Origin of the sequence: Hyphomonas adhaerens MHS-3, from assembly GCF_000685235.1 — a bacterium.
Classification (GTDB): Bacteria; Pseudomonadota; Alphaproteobacteria; order Caulobacterales; family Hyphomonadaceae; genus Hyphomonas; species Hyphomonas adhaerens.
On record NZ_ARYH01000001.1, the window covers coordinates 1,305,877 to 1,330,971 of the forward strand.

Here is a 25,095-nt window from a genome sequence, read left to right on the forward strand (position 1 = left end):
GGCCATGATGCCGCCATGTTGAAAGGGCATAAGGAATTGCCATGACACAGACCGCTCCCCATCCCGCCGGATTTGATTTCGCCGCTGCCCTCCGGGCCGGACTTGCCCTGTTTCTTCAGGTGATGATCGGGATGATGCTGGTCCTGACAGCTGGCATCGTCGCCGTGATGACAGCGATTGCGGGCGTGCTTCTGGGCGCGGCGGCTCTGGTCATGCGCTTTGCCGGGGCCCGCCGCACACGTCGCCAGGCGGAAGACGCCGGCGAGGAGACTGTGACGCTGGAAGCCCGGCGCACACCGCGCGGCTGGACGGTGGAATAAAAGTCCCTCCGGGACCCTCAACAACACCCTCTATAGACCGTCTATACACCCTCAACACGGCCCGTTTCCCGCGGGCCGTTTGCTTTTGCGCGCATGTCACTTGACGCGAATGCGCTACAAGTGTAGTGAGTTGGTGACCTTGATAGTGACCCCGGCACAGGTGAAGCCATGTCCCAGCCCAATTCCTCCGAACTCATCGTGTTGAAGCACCTCTGGTCCGCCGGGCCGCAGAGCGCGCGCGAAGTGCATCAGGCCGTCGGTCCGGGGCAGGGGTGGAAGCCGTCCACCACGCGCACCGTGATCGCCCGGATGGAAGAGAAGGGGTGGGTGGAACGCCAGGACATGCATGGCATGGCCGTCTTCTCCGCCGTGCTGGACCGCACCGCCACGCTGGGCGGGCTTGTCCGCCATCTGGCCCGGCAAGTGCTCGACATGGACGGGCCGATCCCGGCCGCCCTGTTTGCCGAAAGCCCGCATCTGTCCGATGCCGAACTGGACGAACTGGACGCCATCATCAACGCCGCCGAGGATGAGACGAAAGGGGGCAAGTCATGAGCCCGCTGGGTCTTGTCCTGCTCGCGCTGGGCTGGAGCGCGGCCGTCTGGGCCGGTGCCAGCCTGATCTGCCGGAAACAGCCGCCGCCGAAAGTGGCGCAGGCCATCTGGCGCGGGGCAGGGCTTGCGCTCGCCGCGCCGTTTGCCGCCTCGCTGGTCGTGCCGGGATTTTCTGCCGACATCGCCGCGCCGCTGGCCGAGCTGCCACTGCTGGAGCCGGTTATGGCCGTACCGCCGCAAGGCACTGGCGCCGCCGCACCGGCCGCCGGGCTTAGAATGCCGGACATTGGCACGCTGATCCTGGCCGTCATCGCGGCGGGCTGGGCCGTCCGCTTTCTGCTGTGGGCGATCAGCCAGGTGCGCTTGCAGCGGCTGAAGGCGCGCGCCATGCGCACCCGCCGCCCGATTGGCCATTGGGCGGAAGCCGTCGGCCTCGCCCGCACGCCGCATGTGCAGGTCATCCCGCGCGGGGCGCCGTTCCTTGCAGGCATCCTGAAACGATCCGTCTACGTCCCGGCTGCCCTGATCAATGGGGCAGGGGCGAGCGAGGTCATCGTGCACGAACTGGTTCACCTGAAACGGGGCGACCTGATTGCACGGCCGCTTGAGCGGATCGTGGCGGACATCTTCTGGTTCTCCCCCTTTGCCTGGTGGATTCGCGGCCAGCTCGATTTCTGGCGCGAAGCGGTTGTCGATGAAGACACGGTCGAATTGACGGGCGACCGGATCGCCTATGCCCGGACCCTGACGTCTGCTGCGCGCGTGTCGCGCGATGAGGCGGTGCTGCCTGTGGCGGCATTCATCCTCCGGAAGAAAGGAACCCTGAAGATGCGTCTCAACCAATTGCTGACAGAAAAAACCCGTCCGCGCCGTCTTGGCCTTGTCATGGCACTTGCGCTTGCCTGCGCCGCCCCGATGGCGATTGCGCAGGGCATGCTGATAAAGGGCGCTGCCGCTGCGCCCGGCGCAGCCATCACCTACAGCCATGCCGTGCTGGACAAGGCCCGCCTGACGAGCGCGTTCGGCCCGCGTAAACATCCGATCACGGGCGAAATGAAAACGCATAATGGCGTCGACCTCGCCGATGCATCGGGCGTAGCCGTCTATGCGCCATCGGCCGGCGTGATCACATCGGCAACCAAAAAAGACGCCTATGGAAACCTTGTGGAGATGCAGGCCGGCGGCGACACCGTGCTGCGCTTTGCCCAGCTGAAATCCATGAAGGTGAAGGCAGGGGACACGGTAAAGCCGGGCGATGTCATCGGCACGCTTGGCGAGTCCGGACAGGCCACCGGCCCGCACCTGCATCTTGAAGTCCTGCGCGGCGGTGTTGCTGTCGATCCGCAGGCGGAGGAGGGCCTCGTTCTGGCAGACGATCTGAAACTTCCTGCCGCCAACCCCTGAGGGCGGTCGCGAAGACTGATCCTCATCCCCCAAACAAAAAGCCCGCAGCAATGCTGCGGGCTTTTTCGTTCCGGATGGCCGGGTCTTAGCGGTCGAAGAGTTTCGAGACGCTTTCCTCGTTCGCGATGCGGCGGATGGCTTCGCCCAGCAGCGGCGCGATCGGCAGGATGCGGATGGATTTGGATTTCTTCGCTTCGTCCGACGGGGCGATCGTGTCGGTCATCACCAGTTCGTCGAGCACCGATTTTTCGATCCGGTCGACGGCCTTGCCGGACAGGACGCCGTGGCTGACATAGGCCGAGACCGATTTCGCACCGGCTTCCTTCAGGGCTGCAGCAGCATTTGCCAACGTGCCGCCCGAGTCGCACATGTCGTCCAGCATGATGCAGCGCTTGCCGCTCACATCACCGATGATGTTCATCACTTCTGACTTGCCGGCTTCGGGGCGGCGCTTGTCGACGATGGCGAGATCTGCATCGTCGAGCCGCTTGGCGAGGGACCGCGCGCGCACCACGCCGCCGACGTCCGGCGAGACGACCACGATCTTGTCCTTGCCGTAGCGTTCCTTGATATCGTCGATCATCACCGGGCTGCCGAAGAGGTTATCGGTCGGGATGTCGAAGAAGCCCTGGATCTGGCCGGCGTGCAGGTCGACGGTCAGGACGCGGTCGGCGCCGGCCGAGGAGATCAGATTGGCAACCAGCTTGGCCGAGATCGGCGTGCGCCCGTCGGTCTTCCGGTCCTGCCGGGCATAGCCGAAATAGGGGATCACCGCCGTGATGCGCCGGGCCGAGGCGCGCTTCAGCGCATCCATCATGATCAGCAGCTGCATCAGATTGTCATTGGCCGGGTGAGAGGTCGACTGAATGACGAAGACGTCCTCGCCGCGGACGTTCTCATCGATGCGGACGAAGATTTCCTCGTCTGCGAAGGATTTCACCTCCGAGCGGGTCAGTCTCATGTCCAGATAGTCGGCAATGGCCTCGGCCAACGGGCGGTTCGCGTTGCAAGCGAGAAGTTTCATGTTGGCTGTGACCCTGTGCTGCCCCGGATGGCGATGCTTTTGTAACAGTGAGCGGCGAGTCGCAACCGGACTCTGGCACCCAAGGCCACTTTTTACGGTGCAAGCATAATGACTGAGGCATTTCGGCCATAGTCCGGCTCGCCGCGATGATTGCGGCGCCGGTTGGAGAAATAGGCGTCTTCCAGGGCGCAGGTGTCGAGGTCGAGATTGACGATGTGGCCGATGTCCATGGCGACGAGACTGGCGCTGCAATAGCCGGGCAGGTCGAAATGATAGCGGTCTCCCTGGCCGGGACCGAACAGGTGCTCGCTGGCGGGGGAGGCCTCCAGGAAGGTGTCGCGGAATTCCGGGCCGACCTCATAGCTGGCCTGGCCGATCGTCGGCCCGATGGCCGCGTGGATGCGGCCCGGCCGGGCGCCGAGCTCGGTCATAGAGGCGACCGTTGCCTCCAGCACGCCGCCAAGGGCGCCTTTCCAGCCGGCATGCGCCGCCCCGATCACGCCCGCTTCGGCGTCCGCGAAGAGGACCGGCGTACAGTCCGCCGTCAGGATGCAGAGGCCAAAGCCCGGCAGCGTGGTGACCATGGCGTCGGCCTGCGGGCGGTCTGTGTCCCAGGCGTCCGTGACGTGGACCACCTGCGCCGAATGGATCTGGTGGCAGGACAGCAGGACGTCCGCGCCCATGGCCTGGCGGATGATGTCCCGGTTCTGCGCCACCGCGGCCGGGTCGTCGCCCGAGCCCGGCCCGGCATTGAGGCTGGCATAGAGCCCGGTGGAGACTCCGCCGGCCCGCCCGAAGAATCCGTGGCGGATGCCTTTCAGGCCGGCAAGGCCGGGGGCGGTTTCGAAAGGGGGCAGGGCAGTCTCTGGCATGGTTCAGGCGTGCTGTGCCCCGACCGCCCTGTCAAGTTACCGGGCCGCGCCGCCTATTGGTGATAAGCGGTTTCGCCATGCGTGGCGGAATCGAGCCCGGCCTCTTCATCCTCCGGTGAAACACGCAGCGGGATCACGGTGCGGATGGCGTAGAGCAGGCCTGCGGTGACCACTGCCGACAGGAGCGCGACCACCGCGACGCCCAGCAGCTGGATCCCGAACTGGGTGAAGACCGGCTTTGACAGGCCCGGCGCCAGCGGGCCGAACGCGGCCAGGAAGGGCAGGGAGAGACTGCCGAGAATGCCGCCGACGCCATGCACGGCGAACACGTCGAGACTGTCGTCGATCTGCAGTTTCTGCCGGATCAGCACCACCGCGCCATAACAGACCAGCGCGCTGGCCGCCCCGATGACGATCGCTCCGGCCGGGCCGACAGAGCCGGCCGCAGGCGTGATCGTGGCAAGGCCGGCCACCATGCCGGTCGCGATACCGACCAGCGTGGGCTTGCGGAAGCTGACCCATTCGATGCCCATCCAGACGAGGGACGCGGTGGCGGCCGAGGTGTGCGTCACCAGCATGGCGCGGGCGGCGTCCCCATTGGCGCCGAGGGCCGAGCCGGCATTGAAGCCGAACCAGCCGACCCACAGCATGGCCGCGCCCAGCATGACGAAGCCGGGGCTGTGCGGCGGATGCATGTCCTTGGGGAAGTGCGCCCGCTTGCCGATGATCAGGGCAAAGACGAGAGCGGACACGCCGGCCGTGGTGTGCACGACGATGCCGCCCGCAAAGTCGATGACGCCCATGCCGGCCAGCCAGCCGCCGCCCCACACCCAGTGCGCGGCCGGCGCGTAGCACAGCAGCAGCCACAGCGCGCAGAAGACCAGCATCGCCCCGAAATTCACCCGCTCCACAAAGGCCCCCACGATCAGTGCCGGGGTGATGATCGCAAAGGTCATCTGGAACATCATGAAGAGCGGTTCGGGAATGGACTGGCCGTCCAGCGGCGCCGCGGTGACCCCTGCGGCGAAGGATTTCGCAAAGCCGCCGATGATGCCGCCATCGCCCGGCCCGAAGGCGAGGGAATATCCGCAAACCAGCCAGACGATGCTCATCAGCGCGGCGATCGCCATGCACTGCATCAGCACCGAGAGCAGGTTCTTGGCCTGAACCAGGCCGCCATAGAACAGGGCGAGGCCGGGCAGGGTCATGAACAGGACGAGCGCGGTGGCGGTGAGGATCCAGGCGGTGTCCCCCGCGCTGGTGCCCATGTCTGCAAAGGCTGGCGCAGAAAATACCGCGCACAGCAGCGAGAGCACGCCGAAGCGCGCCGCAGTTGAATTGTGTCCCAATGTCAGCTCCCTCATTCAGTTCACGCGTGTGAACTTGCCCTCCACTCGCGTCTATTGGTTTGGGAAAAACAGGGTCCGAGTGCGCCGGACCGCCAAGTTATTTAAGGGCGCGGGTCACCCGTGTGATCAATTATGCCTAATATATAGGCTGGTTTGAGCGAGAAGCGTGCAAGTTTTGAGCGATTTCGGGGCGTTTTGGCGCGATGTCTGATCGCTATGTGATCGCGTCTGCATTCTTTCTGGGCGCCCCGTCTGACGCAGGGCGTTCCGGAGAGGGGGGGAAGCCCCGAGCGAAAATGAAGAGACAGAAGAGTTGTTCAGGTAGAATTGCCGGATAGGATCGCCGGCATGATCCGCGCCGATATTGCCCGCCCGCCCGTTCCGTCCGTCCCGCTCCATGGCGGCTGCCATTGCGGCGCCGTCCGGTATGAGATCACCGCGCGCCCGAAGGCGGTGAACGCCTGCCATTGCGATGATTGCAAACGCCTGTCAGGCGCGACCTTCGGCGTCTATCTGCATGTTCCGAAACCTGCGCTGGCCGTGACGTCCGGGACATTCGACACATTCCGGCGCACCGGCGGAAGCGGGCACACGATCCCGATCGAGCGGTGTACGGAATGCGGCACGCGGATGTGGCACCTGCCGGACGCCGCGCCGGATCTCGTCATCCTGTGCGCGGGCACGCTGGACGATCCGTCCTGGGCGGTGCCGACCTCCCACATCTTCACCGAAGAAGCCGCCCCCGACGCCGTCGCCGCCAGCGACGCCCTCGTCATCGAAGCCTTCAACTCCACCCGCCGGGCGCTCTGGGCCCATTTCGACCGGATTTACTCAGTGTCGAGTTGAAGACGGCATTACCCCTGAGCGGGGGCCCTGCGGTTTACCTGTTCACCTAATGGGGGAGTTCTGGAAGTTTGTTCGGAGTTTCCAGCAATTAGGGGTTGCTGTTTGGGGCTTCAGTGTTGAAGTCTGCTGCTTCCAACGGAGGGGTGAAATGGCGAAGCAGAGGCTTGCTGCGGCGATAGCGGCATTGATGTGGGTTGCCGCGTGTGGTGGGGGTGGCGGTTCAGGATCCGGAACATCTGCGCCAGCATCTTCGCCGAACCAGGCCCCTGTATCTGCCGCCGGTGAAAGTTTTTCCGCCCATATTGAAGCTGACGGCACGCCGCTGGACGGCAGCCAGAGTTGGGATCCGGACAGCGATGCATTGAGTTTTGAATGGGTCATCGTATCGGAACCTGAGGGCGCAGGCGCGCAATTCAATGATGCGACAGATGTGCGGCCAAAGCTGCAGGCACGGGCGCCCGGGACTTATGAAATAGAGCTGACCGTCACGGACCCCGCAGGCGCATCGGGACATGACACGATTGTGGTCAGCCTTGAAAACGATGCGCCCGAGCCGAAGGCAGCTGTCTCACTTTCTATGCCTGCGCTTGGAGAAGACATCGAACTGACTGCGGTGGAAACGACGGATATCAACGGCCAGCCGCTGACATATACGTGGACCCTGGAGACGGCTCCGGCGGGTGTGATGGTTGGCACGACATATGACGGCGTCATCCAAACGACCTCTTTCGACGTGGAAGGGGCGTACGGCTTCTCCCTGACCGTATCGGACGGGTACGATACGGTCACCGTCGATATTCCTGTGATCTTTGCCAGCAAATTTTCTGTCCGTAAGCTGCCCGTCGGGTTCGGGGCGATGGGGGTGCAACCTGGTGGCGGCCGGTTGGTGGTCAGACTGCAGCGCCAAATAGCAATCTTCGATGAAGGGGTGAGAGAACCGAAACTGGTCTCTGTTCCGGGCGACGGTGTGATAGGCGTGGCCGTATCACCGAACGGACACCTCGCTGCGCTGGGATCTTATCACGCCGTGACCTTTGTTGATCTCGACAAAGCCGAGGTCGTCGCCACATGGCCTGTGGGCGCCTCTCCCGTTAACCTCGTCGTGTCCGACGAGGGGATCGCCTACATAACAGACCAGCGGGATGGCAGTACCGATCTGGTGTCGGTAAACATGGAAAATGGCGAGAGCATAACAACTCCGGGCCGGTATCCGGACTCGAGGGGGTACATGCCTCCCTCCGGTGACAAATTGTATTTCATGGCGAATGTGTCTCCGGATGTGCTTGGCCGGTACACGATCTCGGATGGGGTGTTTTCCGACTATCGTGAGGCGGCCGACGCAAGCGGTACTTGCGGAACCGGTTGGATAAGCGGCGACGGAAGCGCGATGCTGACCAATTGCGGGCGGGTCGTACGGCTTTCCGATGATCCGGCAACGGATATGACCACGATCGGAAAGATCTACAATCTGGGTGCCGTGCAGAGTGCGACGTATAGCCCGATTACAAAATACTGGTATGTGCTGGGCCCCCCGAATGACGCGTATCAGAGTAAGATTCTGGTGTATGACTCCAGGAACTTTGAGCTGATCCATACGATCGAGATGCCGTTGGAGCATGGGTCAAGCGGCAACCAGTTGGTTGTGCGAGACATTATTGCGAGTCAGACGGATCTTTCGCTCCGCATTCTGGCAACAGATCATCTGACAATGAATGTGGATCACTACATACTGGTGACGGCGCTTGAATATCCGGCGGGTGCGAACCTGCCACCGGAAGTGTCCGTGCAGAAATATTCCGCAACATATGCCGGGAAGGCTGTTACCGTCGACGCGAGCGATACCTTGGACCCAGAGGGGCTGCCTCTGACCTATAGTTGGCGCGTTGCAGCCGAACCTTCCCCTGGATGGGCGACTCTGGAAAACGCAGACACAGCGGTCGTCCGCATGACGCCTGCCATGGAAGGCGAGTACACGCTGGAGCTGACGGTGAGTGATGGCGTCCATAAGGTCGTTCGGCAGATCGGGGTCCTAGTCTCTCCCGGAAAAGATGCCGTATTCTACAGGTTGCCAGGGGACATTCTTGATGCAGAGTACTCGAAACCACTTTCGACGCTCGCCTATATTGTGGACGGGGAGTCTTCGATCCATCTCGTCAATCTTCTGACCTTCAAGGAGGAAATCGTTCCACTAGAGCGGCAGGCATACCGGATCGGGATTGGTCCTGACGGTCTGCAGGCGGCCCTCTCTCTCTCGGGTCTTCTAAATCTTGTCGACCTCCAGACAGCCAAAGTCGTCGACAGCGCGCCGACTGCCTGGGACTGGGGCGATATCGTTCTGGACCGGAACGGGCGCGCTCACATGAATACGGAGCGCGGCAACACTGGTCCTCTCGTCACGGTTGACTTCGGATCAGACCAGGTCAGTCTCAATTATAGCGTCTCTCTCGGCACGCTGCTGCGCATGCATCCGCTGGAAAACTGGATTTATGGTGTCACGACGAGGCAAACGCCCGCCATTCTCCGGAAATGGGACGCGACGACTCTGCCCGTTCAATCGATCCGGTCAGAAACGATCGGTGTCGACAAGGATGAGCTGGGTGGAAATATCTGGTTCAGCGAAGACGGGCAGCGGATGCTGACCGCGACCGGCAAGCTATTCACAGTCTCAGGCAATGACAGTGAGGATTTGCTGCTCGATAAGACAATTCAGGACGGTATCTTCGCGGCCTGGGCGGATCACTCCAGCGAGACAGGGGAGTGGGCCGTGGTCATCGGTAATTCGGCGAACGTGCCGAGCCTGAATGGAAAAGTCGCATTCTATGATGATCAGACTCTCACCCGGAAATCTGCCGCCGAATTGCGTGACGTGCCCATAGGCGGCACACTTTATCCCGTTCTGGCCGCACGGATATTCTATTCTGAAGATGGCTCCGGCCAGGTGATCATGACATCCAATTTGGGGGCCACAGCGGATCCCATCACCGTTCAGGTGTTGAACCTGTTGAAATGATGGCGTCCGCCTACTCCACCTGATCGGTGTAGGCGCCTTCTTCGAAGGCTTCGGCGAGTTTGAAGCGCTGGATCTTGCCGGAGCCGGTGAGGGGCCAGCCGTCGACCCAGATCCAGTAGGCGGGTGTCTTCTGCGGTGACAGGCGCTCGCGGATGAAGCGTTTGAGTTCCGCATCGTCCGGGCGCGGCTTTGAATTGCCGCGCATGAAGCAGGCGACCTGTTCGCCCCATTTCTCGTCCGGAATGCCGACAATGGCGATTTCGGAAATCGCTTCGTGTTCCAGCAGGGCATTCTCGATCTCTGCCGGGAACAGATTTTCGCCGCCGCGGATGATCATCTCTTTCACCCGGCCGGTGATCTTTACATAGCCGCGTTCATCCATGCGGCCGAGGTCGCCGGTGTGCAGCCAGTTGTCGGTGTCGATGGTGGCAGCGGTTGCGTCCGGATTGTCATTGTAGCCGAGCATGACGGAATAGGCGCGGGCGCAGATCTCGCCCTGTTCGCCGATGGGCATCACCTCGCTGGTGGCCGGGTCGCGGATCGAGATTTCCGTATACGGCACAGGCTGGCCGATGGTTTGGGTCAGATCTTCTTCGCTGTCTTCATACCAGGCCTGTGTCAGGGCAGGGGAGGTTTCGGTCTGGCCATAGATGATCTGGATCGGGGCACCGAGCACTTTACGGGCCTTGCGGCACAGTTCCGGTGGCACCATCGACCCGCCGGACATGATCCGCCGGGTGGAGGAAACGTCGCGTCCGGATGTCTCCACTTCCTCGATCAGGGCGACCAGCATGGTCGGCACGCCGAGAATGAACCGGGTCCGCTCGCGCTCCATGACCTTCACGACCATGGCCGGATCGAAAACCGGTGCCAGCAGCATGGTCGCGCCAACACCGAGGCCGCCCAGTGCGAGAATGGCGCAGCCGGTCGTATGGAAGAGAGGCATATGGTGCACGAAGACATCGCCCTGGTTCACACCGGCGCGCTTCATGGCCTCGATCCCATTCGTGACGAGGCCGTTGTGGTGGAGCAGGGCCCCCTTGGGAAAGCCGGTCGTGCCGGACGTGTACTGGATCTGTGTCGGGTCGCGCGGGCCGGGATTGCGCAATTCGCCTTTGTCTTCGCCGTCGAACAGGGCCGCGCGGTCGGTCAGCAGGATGCGGTGGCGGATGGCCGGGATTTCGTTGCAGACTTCATCTGCGATCTGCTGCATCGGATTGCCCCGGAAATCGGCGACATAATAGATTGCTTCGGACCGGGACTGTTCGAGCACGTATTTCAGTTCGCGCTTCTGATAGGCCGGGTTCACCGTGACGAGGATGACGCCGGCGAGGCCGCAGGCCAGTTCCAGCAGCACCCATTCGGGCACATTGTTGGCGTAGACCGCGACGCGGGCGCCTTCCTCATGGCGGTTGGCGAGGGCCCGGGCGAGGCGTTCCACATCGAACAGGAGTTCGGAATAGGACCAGCTGCGAACGATGCTGCCGTCATAGTCCAGCGCTTTCAGGGCGGGCTGGTCAGGCTTGCGGGCGGTCGAGGCGCGCAGCATGTCCCCGATTGTACGTGGGGCCGGTTCGGGGCCTCCGTGAGCCGGAAAATAGGATTCCGTCAGCGAAACCTGGTACATGCGTGCCTCCCAACACTCATTCAGTCTTGGGACGTTACAGGCAAAATATCCGCGCCGCTACGGGCGTTTCTGATGCAGGTGCAACGGTTTCACCTAGTAGGCGTAATGTCCGTGGCGGCGCAGGTATCCGGCCATGCGGGCGCGCTTGTTGTCGAGATCGTCTTCGATGATCGACGGGATCAGGAAGAAATCCAGGACCCACCAGACGAAACCGATGAGAATGAAATAGGACAGGATCTGCAGGATCGCGCTGATCGGCTTGCCCAGATAGAAGCGATGGGCCGACAGGAATCCGAGGAAAAACCAGAGCAGGTAAGCCGCGCCAGCGCTCTTGCGCTCATTGGCAACGCGTTGCTCGATCAGGATCATGTCGTCGGTCGTGAGGCTCATGGCCCGGGGTCTCCTTCTTATCGAATAACAATATATGTCGGGTTCGGCGGGATTCCAAGGGCAGCGGCAAAAAACATGCGTTATTGAGCCCGGGCGCAGGCCCTGCTAAGCGCCGCTGATGTACCAGATATCGGCAAGAGGCGCGCGGGCGCCGGTGGAAGCAGCATGGGATGCCCTGGCATGGGCAGACCCGTCGCCTGCAGGCGCAGTGGACTGCAAGGAAGACGGGCGGGGCGTCTGGCGCCTCGACGCCTTCGCGGAGACGCAGGACGACGCGGACGCCTGCGTCGCCATCATCGCGGAGACCAGCCCGGAGCTGAATGCGCGGGTGGAAGAAGTGATCGAGCGCGACTGGGTGACGATGTCACTTGAAGGCCTGCCGCCGGTCTCTGCGGGTCCGTTCTTCGTCGCCGGCAGTCATGCCATCGCCCGGCATGCACCGGGCAAGATCGCCGTCTTGATCGAGGCGGGCCCGGCCTTTGGCACGGGCCATCACGGCACGACGCTTGGCTGCCTGCTGGCGCTGGACGGGGTGCGCCGCCGCCGTGCCATCGGCAAGGTGCTGGACCTCGGCACGGGGTCGGGCGTGCTGGCGATCGCAGCCCTGAAGGCCGGGGCGAGCATGGCGCTCGGCACCGATATCGACTTCGACAGCGTGCCCGTGGCGAACGAGAACGCGAAAAAGAACAATGTGACGGGCTTTACCGCCATGCATGTGACGGGCGCGAACCATCCGCGTATCCGCGCGGCGGCGCCCTATGACACCGTGTTCGCCAACATCCTGATGAAGCCGCTGATCGGCCTCGCACCGGAGATCGCGCGTCTCACGGCGCCCGGCGGCACAGTTATCCTGTCAGGTCTGCTGCACCATCAGGCGGGCCAGGTGCGCCAGGCCTTTGAAGGCCATGGCATCCTGTTCGAGCGCCGTATCCGAAAGGATGGCTGGTCGACGCTGGTCATGCGCCAGCGGGACTGAAGCCGAACCTGAACCCTGCGCGCAAATAAAAATCTCCCGCCGCATCCCGGAAAGGATGGGCGGGAGAAGGGTACGCTACACTCAGGGATGGGCCGGCTCAGGAGGTGAGGGCGCGGCCCTAAAGATCTCTGAAGAGATCAGGGTGATCAGGCGTGGGTGGCGCGGCGCGACCAGCGGGCCATGCGGCGGGCCAGGATACGCGGACGGTTCACCGGCATTTGCACGGCTTCGCCGGCAATGATGGCGCGGGTGATGTCTTTGACTTCCGGAGCGCGAATGTCGTCGGCGTCGGTGCGGGTGGAAGTCGTCAGGTCGGTGTTCATCAGTTTTGCTTTCGTTGTTCTTGCAATTTTTATTTGTGCGTTCTTTTTCCGAACTCAAAGTTTCTGGAACAATGACATCGGAGGGCCGCCATATATGCCTCAGAGGTAAACAAAAAAGAGGCAAAGTCTTTAAAAGTGCATGCTGAAATGCATAGCTCAAATGCGCTTTCCTCAAGGCAGGCGCAGCGGTAAGACTCCGCCATGAGACAAACCTTCGATATCAAGGGCGGCCCCCAGGACGGGCGCGCGCACCTTCCGCTGCTCCGCAAGGCACTTGAAAACATGGGCCTCGACGGCTTTTACGTGCCTCACGACGACGAATACCAGAACGAGTACCTGCCGGACGCGAACGAGCGTCTGGCCTGGGTGTCGGGTTTTACCGGCTCGTTCGGGTCTGCGTTCGTCTTCACCGACAAGGCCGTGATCTTCGCCGATGGGCGCTACACCATTCAGGCGGCCGACCAGACGGCCCCGGAATTGTGGGACCGGGAAGCCATTCCGGAGCCGGGCGCGTTCGGCTGGCTGGCGAAGCAGGACTTGCGTGGCAAGACGGTCGGCTATGACCCGCGCCTGATGAGCCCCAATGATGTGGCGCTGCTGCAGGCCGCGGCGAAGAAATCCGGCGCCATGCTGGTCGCCGTGGACGAAAACCCGATCGACACAGCCTGGACGGACCGTCCGCCGCAGCCGATGGCGGAGGTCGCGCCTTATCACGTGAAATATGCCGGCGTTGCGCATGACGAAAAACGCGCAGACATCGGCAAGGCACTGGAAGAAGACGGCATTGATGCGGCCGTGCTGACCTCGCCGTCTTCGCTGGCCTGGGCATTCAACATCCGGGGCGGGGACGTGATGTGTACGCCGCTGCCGCTGGGCCGCGCCATCCTGCACAAGGACGGCACCGCAGACCTGTTCCTCGACGAGGCCAAGGTCTCGCCGAAACTGCGCAAGCATCTCGGCAATACGGTCACCGTCCGTCCTTTGTCTGACATCGACGAAGGGCTGAGCGAACTTTCCGGCAAGACCGTCAGTCTCGATCCGGACCTTGCTTCGGCCTGGTTCTTCGACACGGTAGAAGCCGCCGGCGGGACAATCGTGCGCCAGCGCGACCCTGTGGCCCTGCCGCGTGCCTGCAAGAACGAAGCGGAGATCAAGGGCACGACCGCTGCGCACATCCGCGACGGGGTGGCGCTGACGCGCTTCCTGCACTGGCTGGATACCGAAGGGCAGAGCGGGAAGGTGACCGAGATCGAAGCGGCGATCCGGCTGGAGAATTTCCGCGACGAATATGACTCGCTGAAGGATCTGTCTTTCCCGTCCATCTCCGGCGCCGTGGAGCATGGCGCGCTGCCGCACTACCGCGTGTCGGAAGCCTCCGACCGGACGCTGGAGCTCGGCTCGCTCTACCTGATCGATTCCGGTGGTCAGTATCCGGACGGGACGACGGATGTGACCCGCACCGTGCCGATCGGTGAGCCGACGGCGGACATGATCCGCCACTATACGCTCGTGCTGAAAGGTCATATCGCGCTGGCCATTGTGCGTTTCCCGGAGGGCACGACGGGCACGCATCTGGATGTGCTGGCGCGTCATGCGCTGTGGCAGGCCGGGCTCGATTACCAGCACGGCACGGGCCATGGCGTCGGCGTTTATCTCGGCGTGCATGAAGGCCCGCACCGGATCGCCAAGGCCTGGAACGCCGTGCCGCTGATGCCGGGCATGATCGTCTCGAACGAGCCCGGCTATTACCGGGAAGGGCAGTACGGCATCCGTATCGAGAATTTGCAATACATCACGCCGCCAGCGCCCATCGAAGGCGGCGAGATCGACATGCTCGGCTTTGAATGCCTGACCTTCGCCCCGCTTGCGCGTGACCTGATCGACGTGAAGCTGCTGACCAAGGAAGAGCGCAAATACGTCAACGACTATCACAAGCTCGTCTGGAAACGGCTGAACCGCAAACTGCCGGACGATGCGAAAGCCTGGCTGAAAGAGGCCACGAAGCGGATCTAGACGGCATAATAGATAATGGTCTTGAGGGCCGGGTTTTCGATGACCTGAAGGGCGACATATTCGTATTTCGTCCTGCCGCCGCCTGGCGGGTAGAGCGTCTTGCGCCCGGCGCCCCCGGCCTTGATGCCATGCTGGCGCCACCATTTTGCGAACAAAGCGCTCTCTGCCTGAAGCCGGCCCGTCAGCTTCACAAAGCGGGGATCGGCGGCGTTGATGTCATGAACGGGCCGGAATTCGGCCAGCATGCGTTTTGCTTCGGCTTCCCAGCCCGTCCCGAACAGCTTGCGTGAGGCGGGGCGGAGGAACATGCCGATAAAGACATTCCTGTCTGCCTCCCCAACATCGCCGAACCCGAACAAGGCATCGGCTGCAAGGTTCCAGTGCAGCACATCGCCCAGCCTGTTGGTGATGTAAGCTGGCTGGGCCAGTCGGTCGATCATGCGCTGCACAGTGGACGGAACAATTTCGTCACTAGCGGCCTGGGGCAGGGCGATACCCGACAGGGCGTAAAGGTGCGCCGTCTCGACCATGTCGAGCCGCAAGGCCCGGGCAATCGCGTCAACGGTCTGCCGGGACGGTGTGACCGGCCGCCCCTGTTCCAGCCGGATGTACCAGTCGACAGAAATATCTGCGAGCTCGGCCACCTCATCGCGGCGAAGCCCCGGCGTGCGGCGCCGTCCGCCTTCCGGCAGGCCAAGGGTCTCCGGCCGGATCGCCTCGCGCCGGGAGCGGAGGAACCGGCCAAGTTCGTTGCGGGCGTGGCGCAGAGGGGCGGGCGTCGTCGTTTGCATCTCAGGGTGGGCCTATTTTATCCTATGATAATCCTAGTCCTGTTTGCGGCATGGCGTTCACCCTAGTCTCGATAAACGATCCGTCAACTGCGGGTCGAAAGAGAAAGGAAAATCCCATGCCAATGATTCAAGTCTGGATGCGTTCCGGGAAAGACAAGGCCTACAGGGCGGCTGTTTCGGAAAGCATCCATCAGGCGATGATGTCGGTCATGAACCTGCCGGAAGACGATTATTTCCAGGTCACGCACGAACTGGAAAAAGAAGAGAACTACATCTTTGACCCGAACTATTTCGGTATGCCGCGCAGCCCGGACTTCCTGATGATCCGGCTGTCATTCAATGCCCGGCCGGCCGCTGTGAAACAGCGCCTGTTCGAGACGATTGCGGACAATCTCGTGAAATCTCCCGGCCTCCGCCGCGAGGACCTCGGCATGAGTATCATCGAGACCAATTTCGAGAACTGGTGGGCCCATGGCCGCCGGGTGGACAAGGAGACGGGCACGGACGCGCGGATGAGTGGGGGCGACTAGCTTTCGCTAGAACTCCCGCTCTCTCCCGGTCCACTCGATAAACCGGCCCGTGCGGGCAAGGGTGAGCCCGTCTGCGACCGCAACAATCCCTTTCGCGACTTCGTCCGGGGAGAGGGTCGCGCCGGGTCCGCCCATGTCCGTGCGGACCCAGCCGGGATCGATCAGGCAGACGGAAATACCTTCCGGCGCGAGGTCTGTCGCAAGGCCCTGCATCACCTTGTTCACAGCGGCTTTGGATGCGCGGTAGGCGATCCGGTCGGATTTCGCATACCCCATCCATGCCATCTGGCTGGAAACGGTCAGGATACGGCCGTTCTCCGATTTACGCAGATGAGGCAGGAAGGCCTGTGCGACGGCCAGCGGCGCGAGCGTGTTGATTTCCAATGTCCTGGCAAAGCCGCCGAAATCCATGTTCAGCGTGGTCTGGTCGGCATCCGGCGGGCCGATCGTGCCAGCATTGTTGATCAGGATGTCGATGGGCGCATCGAGCGACGCGGCCGCGGCAGACACGGCCGTCCGGTCCGTCACGTCGAAGACGAGCGGCGTGAAGCCGGAGCCCAGTTCGGCCGCCGTTTGCTCCGCCTGCGCTTCGGTCCGCACGCTGCCATAGACCTGCCAGCCCTTGTTCAGGGCTGCGCGGGCGAGATCAAAGCCAATGCCGCGATTGGCGCCGGTGATCAGTATGGTCGTCATGTCAGCTCATTCCAGATTATGTCAGGCCCAATTGCTTCAGCGCATCCTGCACACCATCGAACCGGGGGCGGATGTCGTCTCCGATATGGGCATGGGTGGGGATGTAGAACAGGCCGAGGTCCAGGCCTTTCAGGGCGATTTCGGCGCACTGCTCCGGCATGATGACATTGAATTCGGGGGGGATCATGGCCGGGTCGGGAATGCCGCTGGCGATCAGCGGCGTGTAGACCCCGCCCGGCATCAGCACGTGCACATCCATCAGTTCGCCGCCAAGGTCCTCGCGCAGCCATTCGGCCATGATCAGCACACCATGCTTGGTCGCGCCGTATGCGCCGATATGGGTACGCTTCACGGCGTGCGGCAGGCTGAGGGAATTTTCAGACCCCGTGATCATCAGCCGCCCCCGCACGTCCGAGCCTGTCAGGACGGCGGCATAGGCCTGCGCCACGCGGAAGGGGGCGAACATGTTCACTTCGAACATGCGCATCGTCTCCGGCCCGAAATCCTCTTTCGTCATCCGCTTGTGCCGGTCGATACCGGCATTGGCGCAGACGAGATCCAACCGGCCTTTCCAGTCAAACGCCTCTTTCAAGAGCGGGGCAGATGCGTCCGGTTTTGACAGATCGCAGGGGATGGCAAGGCCGGGGCGGGGAAGGTTTGCGGCGACCTCTTTGGCGAGCTCTTCCTGGATGTCTGCCACCACGACATCCGCGCCGCGTTCGCTGAGAGCCATCGCCAGCGCCTTGCCGATGCCGGACGCCCCGCCGGTGATCAGCGCCACCTTGCCTGTGTAATCGATCATGTTTGAGGCCTCCCGGAATTTTGCCGTTTTTGGCAGGCTATACTGAAAGCGTGGCCGGGCAGAGGCCCCAGACAAAAACTGCCGGAAATTCTGTCCGTGCAGATTCTATTTGTTCTGTTTTTGTTCTCGTGGTAGGAACACCCTCCGTAGAGTTGGGAGTGTTTCCATGATCCTTGCTTTGTCTATTCGTGATTTCGTCCTGATCGATCGTCTCGATATCGAGCCGGGCAACGGCTTTACCGCGCTGACCGGCGAGACCGGGGCCGGCAAGTCCATCATTCTCGATGCGCTCGCCTTGACGCTGGGTGCCGCCGCAGACCGGGCCTTTGTCCGCGCCGGGGCGGCGCAGGCAAGCGTCGCGGCGGAATTTGCTGCCGTGCCGGGCCATCCTGTCTGGGAGGTGCTGGCAGAGCACGGTTTCGAGGCTGGCCCGGATGAAACGCTGACCCTGAAACGTATCGTGCGGGCCAGCGGGCCCGCGCGGGCCTTTATCAACGACCAGCCGGTGAGCGCGGCCCTTCTGGCGGAGGCGGGCGAGACGCTGGTGGAGATCCACGGCCAGCATGCCGCCTCGGCGCTGTTGCGGCCGTCCGCCCATCGCAAGATGCTGGACCTGTTTGCAGGCAATGAGGCCCTGCTGGACGCGTGCGCGGCGGCCCATGCGGCGCGGGTCGAAGCGCGTGAGACACGGGAACGGCTGGAGGCTGAAACCGAGGAAGCCCTGCGCACGCGGGAATGGCTGGCCGGCGCGGTGGAGGAGCTCGACACGCTTGCCCCGCAGGCCGGGGAGGCGGGCAGCCTGACGGAAACCCGCACGCGGCTGATGCAGTCCGAGCGCGTCACAGAGGCCATCACCGAAGCGGAAGAGGCGCTCGCCGATGCCGAGATCGAGACGGCCCTGTCGAAAGCCTCCCGCGCGGCCGAGCGGATCTGCCGCCTGCCGGGCTTCGATGGCGCCGATCACCCGATGGCCCATGCCGCCCGCTCCGCCGCCGAAGCGCTGGAACGGGCCCTGATCGAAACGGGGGAGGCGGAAGCCGCCATCGCCGCACTCGAAAGCCTGGTCGAGCATGACACGAGCGCGCTGGAGTCCGCCGAAGCCCGCCTCTTTGCGCTCCGGGCGGTGGCCCGCAAGCATATGGTCGACCCCGACATGCTGCCGGACGTGCTGGAAACCCTGCAGGAACGGCTGAACCTGGTTGAAGCCGGCGAGGATGCCCTGATCCGCGCCCGGAAGGCCGAAAGCGTTGCCAATGCCGCCTGGCATGACGCGGCGGAGAAACTGACGGCCGCCCGGACCGCGGCGGCCGCGCAGCTCGAAAAGGCCATCGCCAAGGAACTCGCCCCATTGAAGCTCGGCCGCGCGGTGATCCGCGTGTCTGTTGCGCCGCTGGGCGAAGACGGCGGGGCCCATGGCGCCGACCGGGTGGAGTTCGATGCCGAGACCAATCCCGGCGCGGGCTTTGGGCCTTTGCGCAAGATCGCCTCGGGCGGCGAACTCGCCCGTGTCTCGCTGGCCCTGAAATGCGCCCTTGCCGAAGCGGGCAGCGCCGGCACGCTGATCTTCGACGAGGCCGACCAGGGTGTCGGCGGCGCCGTCGCGGCGGCGATTGGCGAACGGCTGATCCGGCTGGGGCGCACGCGGCAGGTCTTCGCCATCACGCACAGCCCGCAGGTCGCCGCGGCCGCGCGGTCGCAGTGGCTTGTGGAAAAGGGCAGGAGCAAGTCTGGTGGCACGCGCCTGCGCGGGCTAGATGAGTCGGACAGGCAGGAAGAAATTGCCCGCATGCTGTCCGGCGCCGAGATTACCGAAGAGGCACGGGCAGCGGCCGGGAGGCTGTTGGAGGATGCATGAGCGAGGCGACCCCGGTCGAAGACCTGACGCGCGACGAGGCTGCGGTCGAACTTGAACGCCTGGCTGGCCTGATCGCCGAGGCGGACGCGGCGTATTACCAGGAAGACGCCCCGCTGATGACCGATGCGGAATACGATGCCGCGCGCCTGCGCAATGCGGCCATCGAAACCCGTTTCCCGGACCTTAAGCGGGAGGACAGCCCCTCTGACCGGGTTGGAGCCGTTGCGCATGAGGGCTTCGCCAAGGCGGCGCACGCGGCGCCCATGCTGTCGCTGGACAATGCATTTTCGGATGAGGACGTCAGCGATTTTGCCGACCGGATCCGGCGCTTCCTCGGCCTTGACGCCGATGAGGAAGTCGCGATCACGGCGGAACCGAAGATCGACGGCCTCTCCCTCAGCCTCACCTATGAAAAGGGCCGGCTGAAACGCGCCGCCACGCGGGGCAATGGCGAGGTTGGCGAAGACGTCACCGCCAATGCCCGCACGCTGGACGATATTCCGGAAAAACTCGGCGGCAAGGGCTGGCCGGATGTGATCGAAATCCGGGGCGAGGTCTATATGAGCAAGCCGGACTTCGCGGCCCTTAATGCGCGCGAAGAGGCCGCGGGGCGGAAGGTCTTTGCCAATCCGCGCAATGCGGCGGCGGGCAGTCTTCGCCAGCTGGATGTCGGGATCACGAAATCCCGCCCTCTGCGTTTCTTTGCCTATGCCTGGGCCGCCGAAAGCGCGCCCTTCGCAGCGACGCAGCACGAGGCTGTAGAGAAGTTTGCGGACTGGGGGTTTTCGACAAACCCGATGATGATCCGTGCCGGGACGGTAGAGGAATTGCTCGCCGCCTATCGCGATATCGAAACGCAACGCGCAGACCTGCCTTATGATATTGACGGCGTTGTCTACAAGGTGGATCGGCTGGACTGGCAGCAGCGCCTCGGCTTTGTCTCCCGCGCGCCGCGCTGGGCCATTGCGCACAAATTCCCGGCGGAGAAGGCGACCACCGAATTGCTGGGAATCGACATTCAGGTCGGCCGCACGGGGTCTCTGACGCCGGTCGCGCGATTGCAGCCGGTGACGGTCGGCGGCGTCGTCGTCTCGAACGCCACGCTGCACAATGAAGACGAGATCGCGCGCCTTGGAGTAAAGCCCGGCGACACGGTGGAAGTCCAGCGGGCGGGCGATGTCATCCCGCAGGTCCTCCGTGTCGTGAAGGATGGCGGCGGCGCGACTTGGTCAATGCCGCATCAATGCCCGATCTGCGGATCGGACGCCGTGCGGGAAATCGATGCCAAGGGCGAGGAAGACGTGCGCCGGCGCTGTACGGGCGGCCTGGTCTGCCCGGCGCAGGCGGTGGAACGGCTGAAGCATTTCGTCTCCCGCAAGGCGCTGGACATTGATGGCCTTGGCGCAAAGCAGATCCAGCTGTTCCACGAGAAGGGCGTGCTGAAAGGTCCGCAGGATATCTTCCGCCTCGCTGAGGCGATCGAGGCGGCGGGCCTGCCGCCGCTGGAAGAATGGGATGGCTTCGGCAAAGTCTCGGCGCGGAAGCTGTTCGACGCCATAGACGCGCACCGGACTGTGCCGTTTGCGCGCTTTCTCAACGGGCTGGGCATCCGCCATGTCGGCCAGACAACGTCTCAGCTGTTCGCGCGGACCTTCCTGGCGTGGGACGCGTTCTGGACGACTGTGGTGTCCGCCGCTGAAGAGGGGGAGGGCAGCGAAGCCTGGGAGGCGCTGGCCGGTATTGACGGCATCGGCGCCACGGCGGTCAACGCGCTCTGCGATTTTGAACGCGAGGTGCACAATCGCGAGATGCTTGCTGCCTTGCTCTCGGAACTGACAATCGAGGATGAAGCCAAGGCGGCGTCTGACAGCCCGGTTGCGGGAAAGACCATCGTCTTTACCGGCACGCTGGAACGCATGACGCGGGATGAGGCAAAGGCCCGGGCCGGGGCTTTGGGGGCCAAAGTCTCAGGGTCTGTTTCGAAGAAGACAGATCTCATCGTCGCCGGGCCGGGGGCCGGATCGAAACTCAAGAAAGCGGCGGAGCTCGGTATCCAGACGATGACCGAGGATGAATGGTTTGATCTGATCGGCGGCGCGTGAGCCGCCTGCCGGTTACTTCCCGCCGGGGATCAGCCGTTGCAGCAGGGTGCGCTTCGGCGCCGACGTATCCAGCATGACGCCTTCCGACGTCATCAGGTTGTAGGCCATCTTGTACCAGTCAGAATCCGGATAGTTGTAGCCGAGCGTTGCGGCAGCCTCGGTCGCTTGCGGGCGCATGCCCAGCGAGAGATAGGCCTCGACAAGGCGGTAGAGCGCTTCCTCGGAATGCGAGGTCGTGTCGTAGTCCTGCACAACGGTGCGGAACCGGTTGATCGCGGCGAGCGTCTGGTTGGACCGCAGGTACCAGCGGCCAACTTCCATTTCCTTGCCGGCCAGCTGGTCGTTGACCATATCCAGCTTCACCTCGGCATCGCGGGCGTATTCGCTGTTCGGGAAACGGCGCAGCACGTCCTGCAGGGAGGCTTTGGTCTGTTCGGTCATGCCCTGGTCGCGGCCGACATCGACGATCTGTTCGAATTGGCTGATGGCGATCAGATAGTAGGCGTATGCCGCCTCGCTGCCGCCGGGGTGGAGCGAGATGTAGCGCTGCGCCGCGGAAATGGCCTCGTCATAATTGTGGCGCTCATAGTGGGCGTACGCCGTCATCACCATCGCCTTGCGGGCCCATTCGGAATAGGGATGCTGGCGTTCGACTTCGTTGAACAGCAGGATCGCGGTCTCAAAATCGCGGCTGTCCAGTTCGCGGCCAGCCTGATTGTAGAGCTGCTCGACCGGACGTTCGACATAGGCCAGTTCGCGCTGGCGCTTTTCCCGGCTCTGGCAGGCTGTGAGACTGACAGCCACGGCAATCAGGGCGAGGGCGAGGGGCTTGGAAGGCTTCATGGGCTCCGGCGCGCTTTCTGCAATTCTTGTCGCCCTTTGATTAGCGCGAACCCCGCCTGAAATCCAAGGAACTTTCACATGCCGTAAACCCTGAACGGGTTCAGGCGGGCGAGTCTTACAGGCTTTTTAGGGGAGCGCGGCGATAACGGCCTAGAGCGCAACGCCGGCGCGGATTGTCCGGGTGACGAGATCGGTGTCCGCGTCGCTTTCCCAGCACCAGGCTTCCGGCGATTCCAGCAGCTTGCGTACCAGCATGTTGTTCAGCGCATGGCCTGGCTGCACGGCATCATAGGCCCCGGCAATCGGGGCGCCGGCCAGCATGAGGTCGCCGACCGCGTCCAGCATCTTGTGGCGCACGAATTCGTCTTCGATGCGCAGGCCTTCCGGGTTCATGATCGCGTCGTCCTCATCAATCACGACGACATTGTCGAGCGAGCCGCCACGGGCAAGGCCCATGGAGCGCAGCATTTCGACATCGCGGGCGAAGCCATAAGTGCGGGCAAAGGCCAGATCGCGGGCAAACATGCCGGGGGCGAGGCGCAGGGCCATCTGCTGCACGCCGATGACATTGTTGTCGTATTCGATGCGCGCGCGCATCGTGAGGTGGTTATCCTCTGAAGGGGACAGCGTCGCGCGTTTCGGCCCGTCGACGACTTCGATGGTTTCGAGAATGCGGATGCGGCGGCGCGGGACCGCCTGTTGCTTAAGGCCGGCTTGCAGCAGCAGCTCGCAATAAACGGCGGAGGAGCCGTCCATGATCGGCACTTCAGGACCGTCGATCTCAACCAGAAGGTTGTCGATGCCGAGGCCGGACACAGCGGCCATAAGATGCTCAACCACAGCAACGGAGATACCAGCCTCATTGCTCAGCGTCGTATTCATCTGCGTGTCGGAGACATTGGCAGCATGGGCGAGGATGCTGGCATTCTTCAGGCCAAGGTCCGTACGGCGGAACACAACGCCGGTGCCAACCGGGGCCGGTTTCAACACCAGGCGGGCCTTCTCGCCGCTATGCACGCCGACGCCGGCGCACATGGCGGGCCGCTCGATGGTCTGCTGCATTTCCATGCTAAATCTACTCACAACTGCCCCATGACAACGGATGTCTTTGTGGGGGCAGGGGGCGGAAGGGGCAAAACACGGCTTGTTTCGCCGTGTTACAAAACGGGCCATATCATCAGATATGGCCCTGTTTATATTGGATTTTTAATGTAACAGGTTAACCCTGCCTGACTGTTTTTTCACGTCTCCGGCGGGCCGGTTCAGTGATTGGCAGACCGGCGCAGGAACGCGGGAATCTCAAGGTCCGCATCGTCGAAGGGGGCGGGCTCCGGATGGTCGTCCGGCGAGGACACGATCGGGGCCGGCTCTGCGGCATCATCGTTTTCGCCCTGCGGGGTGTTGCGGCGCCAGCCAAACAGGTTGGCAAAGCCGGATCCGCCCTGATCGGCTTTCGGCTTGTCGGCAACCGGCGTGTCGCGGTGAGCGGAGAATACGGAATCTGCTGACACTTCTTCGTCTCCTTCTGCGCCTTGGTAGTGATCGTCTTCCACCGCGGCCGTTTCCGCTTCGGCGGCGGCCGGGCGATGGGTAATGATGGCCGGGCGGTCTTCGTCCGGGGCAGGGGCTTCGGCGGCCACTTCCTCGACAGCCGCTTCCTCGGGCTCAGCGGTTTCCGCTTCCATTTCAGGCTCCGGCTCTTCAACCGGCGCCGCAATCGGCTGGCGGACAGTGGCTTGCGCCTCGTCGGGCTGTGCCGGCCGGGATGCAAAGCCTGCTTCGACGCCGGCCGCGATGACCGAGACGCGAAGGCGGCCTTCCAGTTCGGTGTCGAAGGCCGACCCGAGGATGATGTTGGCATCCGGGTCCACCTCGCGGCGGATTTCGTTGGCGGCCTCGTCCAGCTCGAACAGGGTCATGTCATACCCGCCGGTGATGTTGATGAGCACGCCCTTGGCGCCTTTCATCGAAATATCGTCCAGCAGCGGATTGTCGATGGCCTGGCGGGCCGCTTCAAGGGCGCGGTTATCGCCGGTGGCTTCGCCCATGCCCATCATCGCCGTTCCCATGCCATGCATGATGGAGCTGACATCGGCAAAGTCGAGATTGATCAGGCCGGGCATGACCATCAGGTCGGTAATGCCGCGCACGCCGGAATAGAGCACGTCGTCGGCCATGCGGAAGGCTTCGGCGAAGGTCGTGCGGTCATTGGCGATACGGAAAAGATTCTGGTTCGGGACCACAATCATCGTGTCGACATGGCTGCGGATCAGGTCCAGCCCGCTTTCAGCGACATGCATGCGGCGGTTGCCTTCGAAGCCGAACGGCTTGGTCACGACGGCAACGGTGAGGATGTCCATCTCGCGGGCTGCGCGGGCGATGACCGGGGCAGCGCCGGTGCCGGTGCCGCCACCCATGCCGGCGGCGATGAACACCATGTGGGCGCCTTCGAGATGCTGCTTGATCTCGTCGATGGATTCTTCGGCAGCCTTTTCACCGATCTGAGGCTGCGCGCCTGCGCCGAGGCCGGACGTGGTGACCGGGCCAAGCTGGACCTGCGTCTCTGCCTTGGAACGTGAAAGGGCCTGCGCGTCCGTGTTGGCCGCAATGAACTCGACGCCCTGCAGGTTCGCCTCGATCATGTTGTCGACAGCGTTGCCACCGGCTCCGCCGACGCCAAAGACCAGGATCCTGGGCTTCAGTTCATAATTCATTGCTTCCCTCACTTCACTCTACTTGCGGACCCCTGCCGTGGAGCAAGATGGCGTGAT

At 63.1% G+C, this 25,095-nt stretch carries 22 protein-coding genes; 10 read left to right on the top strand and 12 right to left on the bottom strand.

Going from position 1 to position 25,095, the window contains the following annotated elements:
- Positions 1 to 41 precede the first annotated feature (41 nt).
- The 3 genes from HAD_RS06515 to HAD_RS17850 all read left to right on the top strand — a co-directional run bounded on the left by HAD_RS06515 (position 42) and on the right by HAD_RS17850 (position 2,278).
- On the top strand, positions 42 to 320 hold the full coding sequence (locus HAD_RS06515) for a hypothetical protein (RefSeq protein WP_035570077.1): 279 nt from the start codon (positions 42 to 44) through the stop codon (positions 318 to 320).
- 168 nt (positions 321 to 488) lie between these two features.
- Positions 489 to 875 (top strand): BlaI/MecI/CopY family transcriptional regulator, encoded by a 387-nt coding sequence (locus tag HAD_RS06520; RefSeq protein WP_035570080.1) that lies wholly within the window; start codon positions 489 to 491, stop codon positions 873 to 875.
- Complete coding sequence (locus HAD_RS17850) at positions 872 to 2,278, top strand: M23/M56 family metallopeptidase (protein WP_051595983.1); 1,407 nt, start codon at positions 872 to 874, stop codon at positions 2,276 to 2,278. The genes HAD_RS06520 and HAD_RS17850 overlap by 4 nt, the downstream gene beginning before the upstream one ends.
- Positions 2,279 to 2,363: 85 nt before the next feature.
- Here HAD_RS17850 and HAD_RS06530 read toward each other — a convergent pair whose 3' ends face one another.
- From HAD_RS06530 to HAD_RS06540, 3 genes are all read right to left on the bottom strand, one after another.
- Positions 2,364 to 3,302 carry a ribose-phosphate pyrophosphokinase gene (locus tag HAD_RS06530; protein ID WP_035570081.1) on the bottom strand — a complete coding sequence of 313 codons (939 nt, stop codon included), beginning with the start codon at positions 3,300 to 3,302 and terminating at the stop codon, positions 2,364 to 2,366.
- A gap of 92 nt (positions 3,303 to 3,394) precedes the next feature.
- Complete coding sequence (pgeF, locus tag HAD_RS06535) at positions 3,395 to 4,174, bottom strand: peptidoglycan editing factor PgeF (RefSeq protein ID WP_035570082.1); 780 nt, start codon at positions 4,172 to 4,174, stop codon at positions 3,395 to 3,397.
- A 53-nt stretch (positions 4,175 to 4,227) separates the two neighbouring features.
- Entirely contained in the window at positions 4,228 to 5,442 is a 1,215-nt protein-coding gene (locus HAD_RS06540; RefSeq protein WP_051596227.1) for an ammonium transporter, read from the bottom strand.
- Positions 5,443 to 5,871: 429 nt separating this feature from the next.
- Between HAD_RS06540 and HAD_RS06545 the strand changes: the two genes are divergently transcribed.
- Together HAD_RS06545 and HAD_RS06550 are read left to right on the top strand one after the other, a co-directional pair.
- Entirely contained in the window at positions 5,872 to 6,369 is a 498-nt protein-coding gene (locus HAD_RS06545) for a GFA family protein (RefSeq protein WP_051595984.1), read from the top strand.
- Positions 6,370 to 6,517: 148 nt separating this feature from the next.
- Positions 6,518 to 9,379 carry a YncE family protein gene (locus tag HAD_RS06550; RefSeq protein WP_035570083.1) on the top strand — a complete coding sequence of 954 codons (2,862 nt, stop codon included), beginning with the start codon at positions 6,518 to 6,520 and terminating at the stop codon, positions 9,377 to 9,379.
- A 10-nt stretch (positions 9,380 to 9,389) separates the two neighbouring features.
- Here the strand turns inward: HAD_RS06550 and HAD_RS06555 are convergent, their stop codons facing one another.
- Both HAD_RS06555 and HAD_RS06560 read right to left on the bottom strand, forming a co-directional pair.
- A complete protein-coding gene (locus HAD_RS06555; protein ID WP_035570084.1) occupies positions 9,390 to 11,006 on the bottom strand; it encodes a class I adenylate-forming enzyme family protein in 1,617 nt (538 codons plus the stop codon).
- 93 nt (positions 11,007 to 11,099) lie between these two features.
- A complete protein-coding gene (locus HAD_RS06560; RefSeq protein ID WP_051595985.1) occupies positions 11,100 to 11,396 on the bottom strand; it encodes a TM2 domain-containing protein in 297 nt (98 codons plus the stop codon).
- Between the two features lie 118 nt (positions 11,397 to 11,514).
- On the opposite strand from HAD_RS06560, the gene HAD_RS06565 reads away from it, so the two are divergent.
- Complete coding sequence (locus HAD_RS06565) at positions 11,515 to 12,372, top strand: 50S ribosomal protein L11 methyltransferase (RefSeq protein WP_035570085.1); 858 nt, start codon at positions 11,515 to 11,517, stop codon at positions 12,370 to 12,372.
- 146 nt (positions 12,373 to 12,518) lie between these two features.
- On the opposite strand, the gene HAD_RS18545 is transcribed toward HAD_RS06565, so the two are convergent.
- Positions 12,519 to 12,695, bottom strand: a complete 177-nt coding sequence (locus HAD_RS18545; RefSeq protein WP_156942186.1) for a hypothetical protein — start codon at positions 12,693 to 12,695, stop codon at positions 12,519 to 12,521.
- A gap of 201 nt (positions 12,696 to 12,896) precedes the next feature.
- On the opposite strand from HAD_RS18545, the gene HAD_RS06570 reads away from it, so the two are divergent.
- Entirely contained in the window at positions 12,897 to 14,708 is a 1,812-nt protein-coding gene (locus HAD_RS06570; RefSeq protein ID WP_035570086.1) for an aminopeptidase P family protein, read from the top strand.
- Here HAD_RS06570 and HAD_RS06575 read toward each other — a convergent pair.
- The gene (locus tag HAD_RS06575) at positions 14,705 to 15,499 is read right to left on the bottom strand and encodes a helix-turn-helix transcriptional regulator (RefSeq protein ID WP_051595986.1); all 795 of its coding nucleotides are present in this window, start codon (positions 15,497 to 15,499) and stop codon (positions 14,705 to 14,707) included. The genes HAD_RS06570 and HAD_RS06575 overlap by 4 nt on opposite strands.
- Before the next feature lie 116 nt (positions 15,500 to 15,615).
- On the opposite strand from HAD_RS06575, the gene HAD_RS06580 reads away from it, so the two are divergent.
- Entirely contained in the window at positions 15,616 to 16,029 is a 414-nt protein-coding gene (locus tag HAD_RS06580) for a tautomerase family protein (RefSeq protein ID WP_035570087.1), read from the top strand.
- A gap of 6 nt (positions 16,030 to 16,035) precedes the next feature.
- On the opposite strand, the gene HAD_RS06585 is transcribed toward HAD_RS06580, so the two are convergent.
- Positions 16,036 to 16,722, bottom strand: a complete 687-nt coding sequence (locus HAD_RS06585) for an SDR family oxidoreductase (RefSeq protein ID WP_035570088.1) — start codon at positions 16,720 to 16,722, stop codon at positions 16,036 to 16,038.
- Positions 16,723 to 16,738: 16 nt separating this feature from the next.
- Complete coding sequence (locus HAD_RS06590; RefSeq protein WP_035570089.1) at positions 16,739 to 17,524, bottom strand: SDR family NAD(P)-dependent oxidoreductase; 786 nt, start codon at positions 17,522 to 17,524, stop codon at positions 16,739 to 16,741.
- A gap of 166 nt (positions 17,525 to 17,690) precedes the next feature.
- Between HAD_RS06590 and HAD_RS06595 the strand changes: the two genes are divergently transcribed.
- Together HAD_RS06595 and ligA are read left to right on the top strand one after the other, a co-directional pair.
- Complete coding sequence (locus tag HAD_RS06595; RefSeq protein WP_035570090.1) at positions 17,691 to 19,379, top strand: DNA repair protein RecN; 1,689 nt, start codon at positions 17,691 to 17,693, stop codon at positions 19,377 to 19,379.
- Positions 19,376 to 21,481, top strand: coding sequence for an NAD-dependent DNA ligase LigA (ligA, locus tag HAD_RS06600; protein WP_035570091.1), 2,106 nt, complete (start codon positions 19,376 to 19,378; stop codon positions 21,479 to 21,481). Before HAD_RS06595 ends, ligA begins: the two co-directional genes overlap by 4 nt.
- A 12-nt stretch (positions 21,482 to 21,493) precedes the next feature.
- On the opposite strand, the gene HAD_RS06605 is transcribed toward ligA, so the two are convergent.
- The 3 genes from HAD_RS06605 to ftsZ all read right to left on the bottom strand — a co-directional run bounded on the left by HAD_RS06605 (position 21,494) and on the right by ftsZ (position 25,038).
- On the bottom strand, positions 21,494 to 22,324 hold the full coding sequence (locus tag HAD_RS06605) for an outer membrane protein assembly factor BamD (RefSeq protein WP_035570092.1): 831 nt from the start codon (positions 22,322 to 22,324) through the stop codon (positions 21,494 to 21,496).
- Positions 22,325 to 22,474: 150 nt separating this feature from the next.
- The gene (gene lpxC, locus HAD_RS06610) at positions 22,475 to 23,407 is read right to left on the bottom strand and encodes a UDP-3-O-acyl-N-acetylglucosamine deacetylase (RefSeq protein ID WP_035570094.1); all 933 of its coding nucleotides are present in this window, start codon (positions 23,405 to 23,407) and stop codon (positions 22,475 to 22,477) included.
- Positions 23,408 to 23,586: 179 nt separating this feature from the next.
- Positions 23,587 to 25,038, bottom strand: a complete 1,452-nt coding sequence (ftsZ, locus tag HAD_RS06615) for a cell division protein FtsZ (RefSeq protein WP_035570095.1) — start codon at positions 25,036 to 25,038, stop codon at positions 23,587 to 23,589.
- Positions 25,039 to 25,095: the final 57 nt, after the last annotated feature.

What these genes read in the sequence shown, in the direction of transcription:
- HAD_RS06515 (WP_035570077.1), top strand. Translation starts at nt 42, where the DNA reads ATGACACAGACCGCTCCCCATCCCGCCGGATTTGATTTCGCCGCTGCC.
- HAD_RS06605 (WP_035570092.1), bottom strand. Translation starts at nt 22,324, where the DNA reads ATGAAGCCTTCCAAGCCCCTCGCCCTCGCCCTGATTGCCGTGGCTGTC.
- HAD_RS06555 (WP_035570084.1), bottom strand. Translation starts at nt 11,006, where the DNA reads ATGTACCAGGTTTCGCTGACGGAATCCTATTTTCCGGCTCACGGAGGC.
- HAD_RS06585 (WP_035570088.1), bottom strand. Translation starts at nt 16,722, where the DNA reads ATGACGACCATACTGATCACCGGCGCCAATCGCGGCATTGGCTTTGAT.
- HAD_RS06520 (WP_035570080.1), top strand. Translation starts at nt 489, where the DNA reads ATGTCCCAGCCCAATTCCTCCGAACTCATCGTGTTGAAGCACCTCTGG.
- HAD_RS06575 (WP_051595986.1), bottom strand. Translation starts at nt 15,499, where the DNA reads ATGCAAACGACGACGCCCGCCCCTCTGCGCCACGCCCGCAACGAACTT.
- HAD_RS06565 (WP_035570085.1), top strand. Translation starts at nt 11,515, where the DNA reads ATGTACCAGATATCGGCAAGAGGCGCGCGGGCGCCGGTGGAAGCAGCA.
- HAD_RS06580 (WP_035570087.1), top strand. Translation starts at nt 15,616, where the DNA reads ATGCCAATGATTCAAGTCTGGATGCGTTCCGGGAAAGACAAGGCCTAC.
- HAD_RS06560 (WP_051595985.1), bottom strand. Translation starts at nt 11,396, where the DNA reads ATGAGCCTCACGACCGACGACATGATCCTGATCGAGCAACGCGTTGCC.
- ftsZ (WP_035570095.1), bottom strand. Translation starts at nt 25,038, where the DNA reads ATGAATTATGAACTGAAGCCCAGGATCCTGGTCTTTGGCGTCGGCGGA.
- HAD_RS06540 (WP_051596227.1), bottom strand. Translation starts at nt 5,442, where the DNA reads ATGGGCACCAGCGCGGGGGACACCGCCTGGATCCTCACCGCCACCGCG.
- HAD_RS06550 (WP_035570083.1), top strand. Translation starts at nt 6,518, where the DNA reads ATGGCGAAGCAGAGGCTTGCTGCGGCGATAGCGGCATTGATGTGGGTT.
- HAD_RS06595 (WP_035570090.1), top strand. Translation starts at nt 17,691, where the DNA reads ATGATCCTTGCTTTGTCTATTCGTGATTTCGTCCTGATCGATCGTCTC.
- HAD_RS06590 (WP_035570089.1), bottom strand. Translation starts at nt 17,524, where the DNA reads ATGATCGATTACACAGGCAAGGTGGCGCTGATCACCGGCGGGGCGTCC.
- HAD_RS06530 (WP_035570081.1), bottom strand. Translation starts at nt 3,302, where the DNA reads ATGAAACTTCTCGCTTGCAACGCGAACCGCCCGTTGGCCGAGGCCATT.
- HAD_RS06570 (WP_035570086.1), top strand. Translation starts at nt 12,897, where the DNA reads ATGAGACAAACCTTCGATATCAAGGGCGGCCCCCAGGACGGGCGCGCG.
- HAD_RS06545 (WP_051595984.1), top strand. Translation starts at nt 5,872, where the DNA reads ATGATCCGCGCCGATATTGCCCGCCCGCCCGTTCCGTCCGTCCCGCTC.
- ligA (WP_035570091.1), top strand. Translation starts at nt 19,376, where the DNA reads ATGAGCGAGGCGACCCCGGTCGAAGACCTGACGCGCGACGAGGCTGCG.
- HAD_RS18545 (WP_156942186.1), bottom strand. Translation starts at nt 12,695, where the DNA reads ATGAACACCGACCTGACGACTTCCACCCGCACCGACGCCGACGACATT.
- pgeF (WP_035570082.1), bottom strand. Translation starts at nt 4,174, where the DNA reads ATGCCAGAGACTGCCCTGCCCCCTTTCGAAACCGCCCCCGGCCTTGCC.
- HAD_RS17850 (WP_051595983.1), top strand. Translation starts at nt 872, where the DNA reads ATGAGCCCGCTGGGTCTTGTCCTGCTCGCGCTGGGCTGGAGCGCGGCC.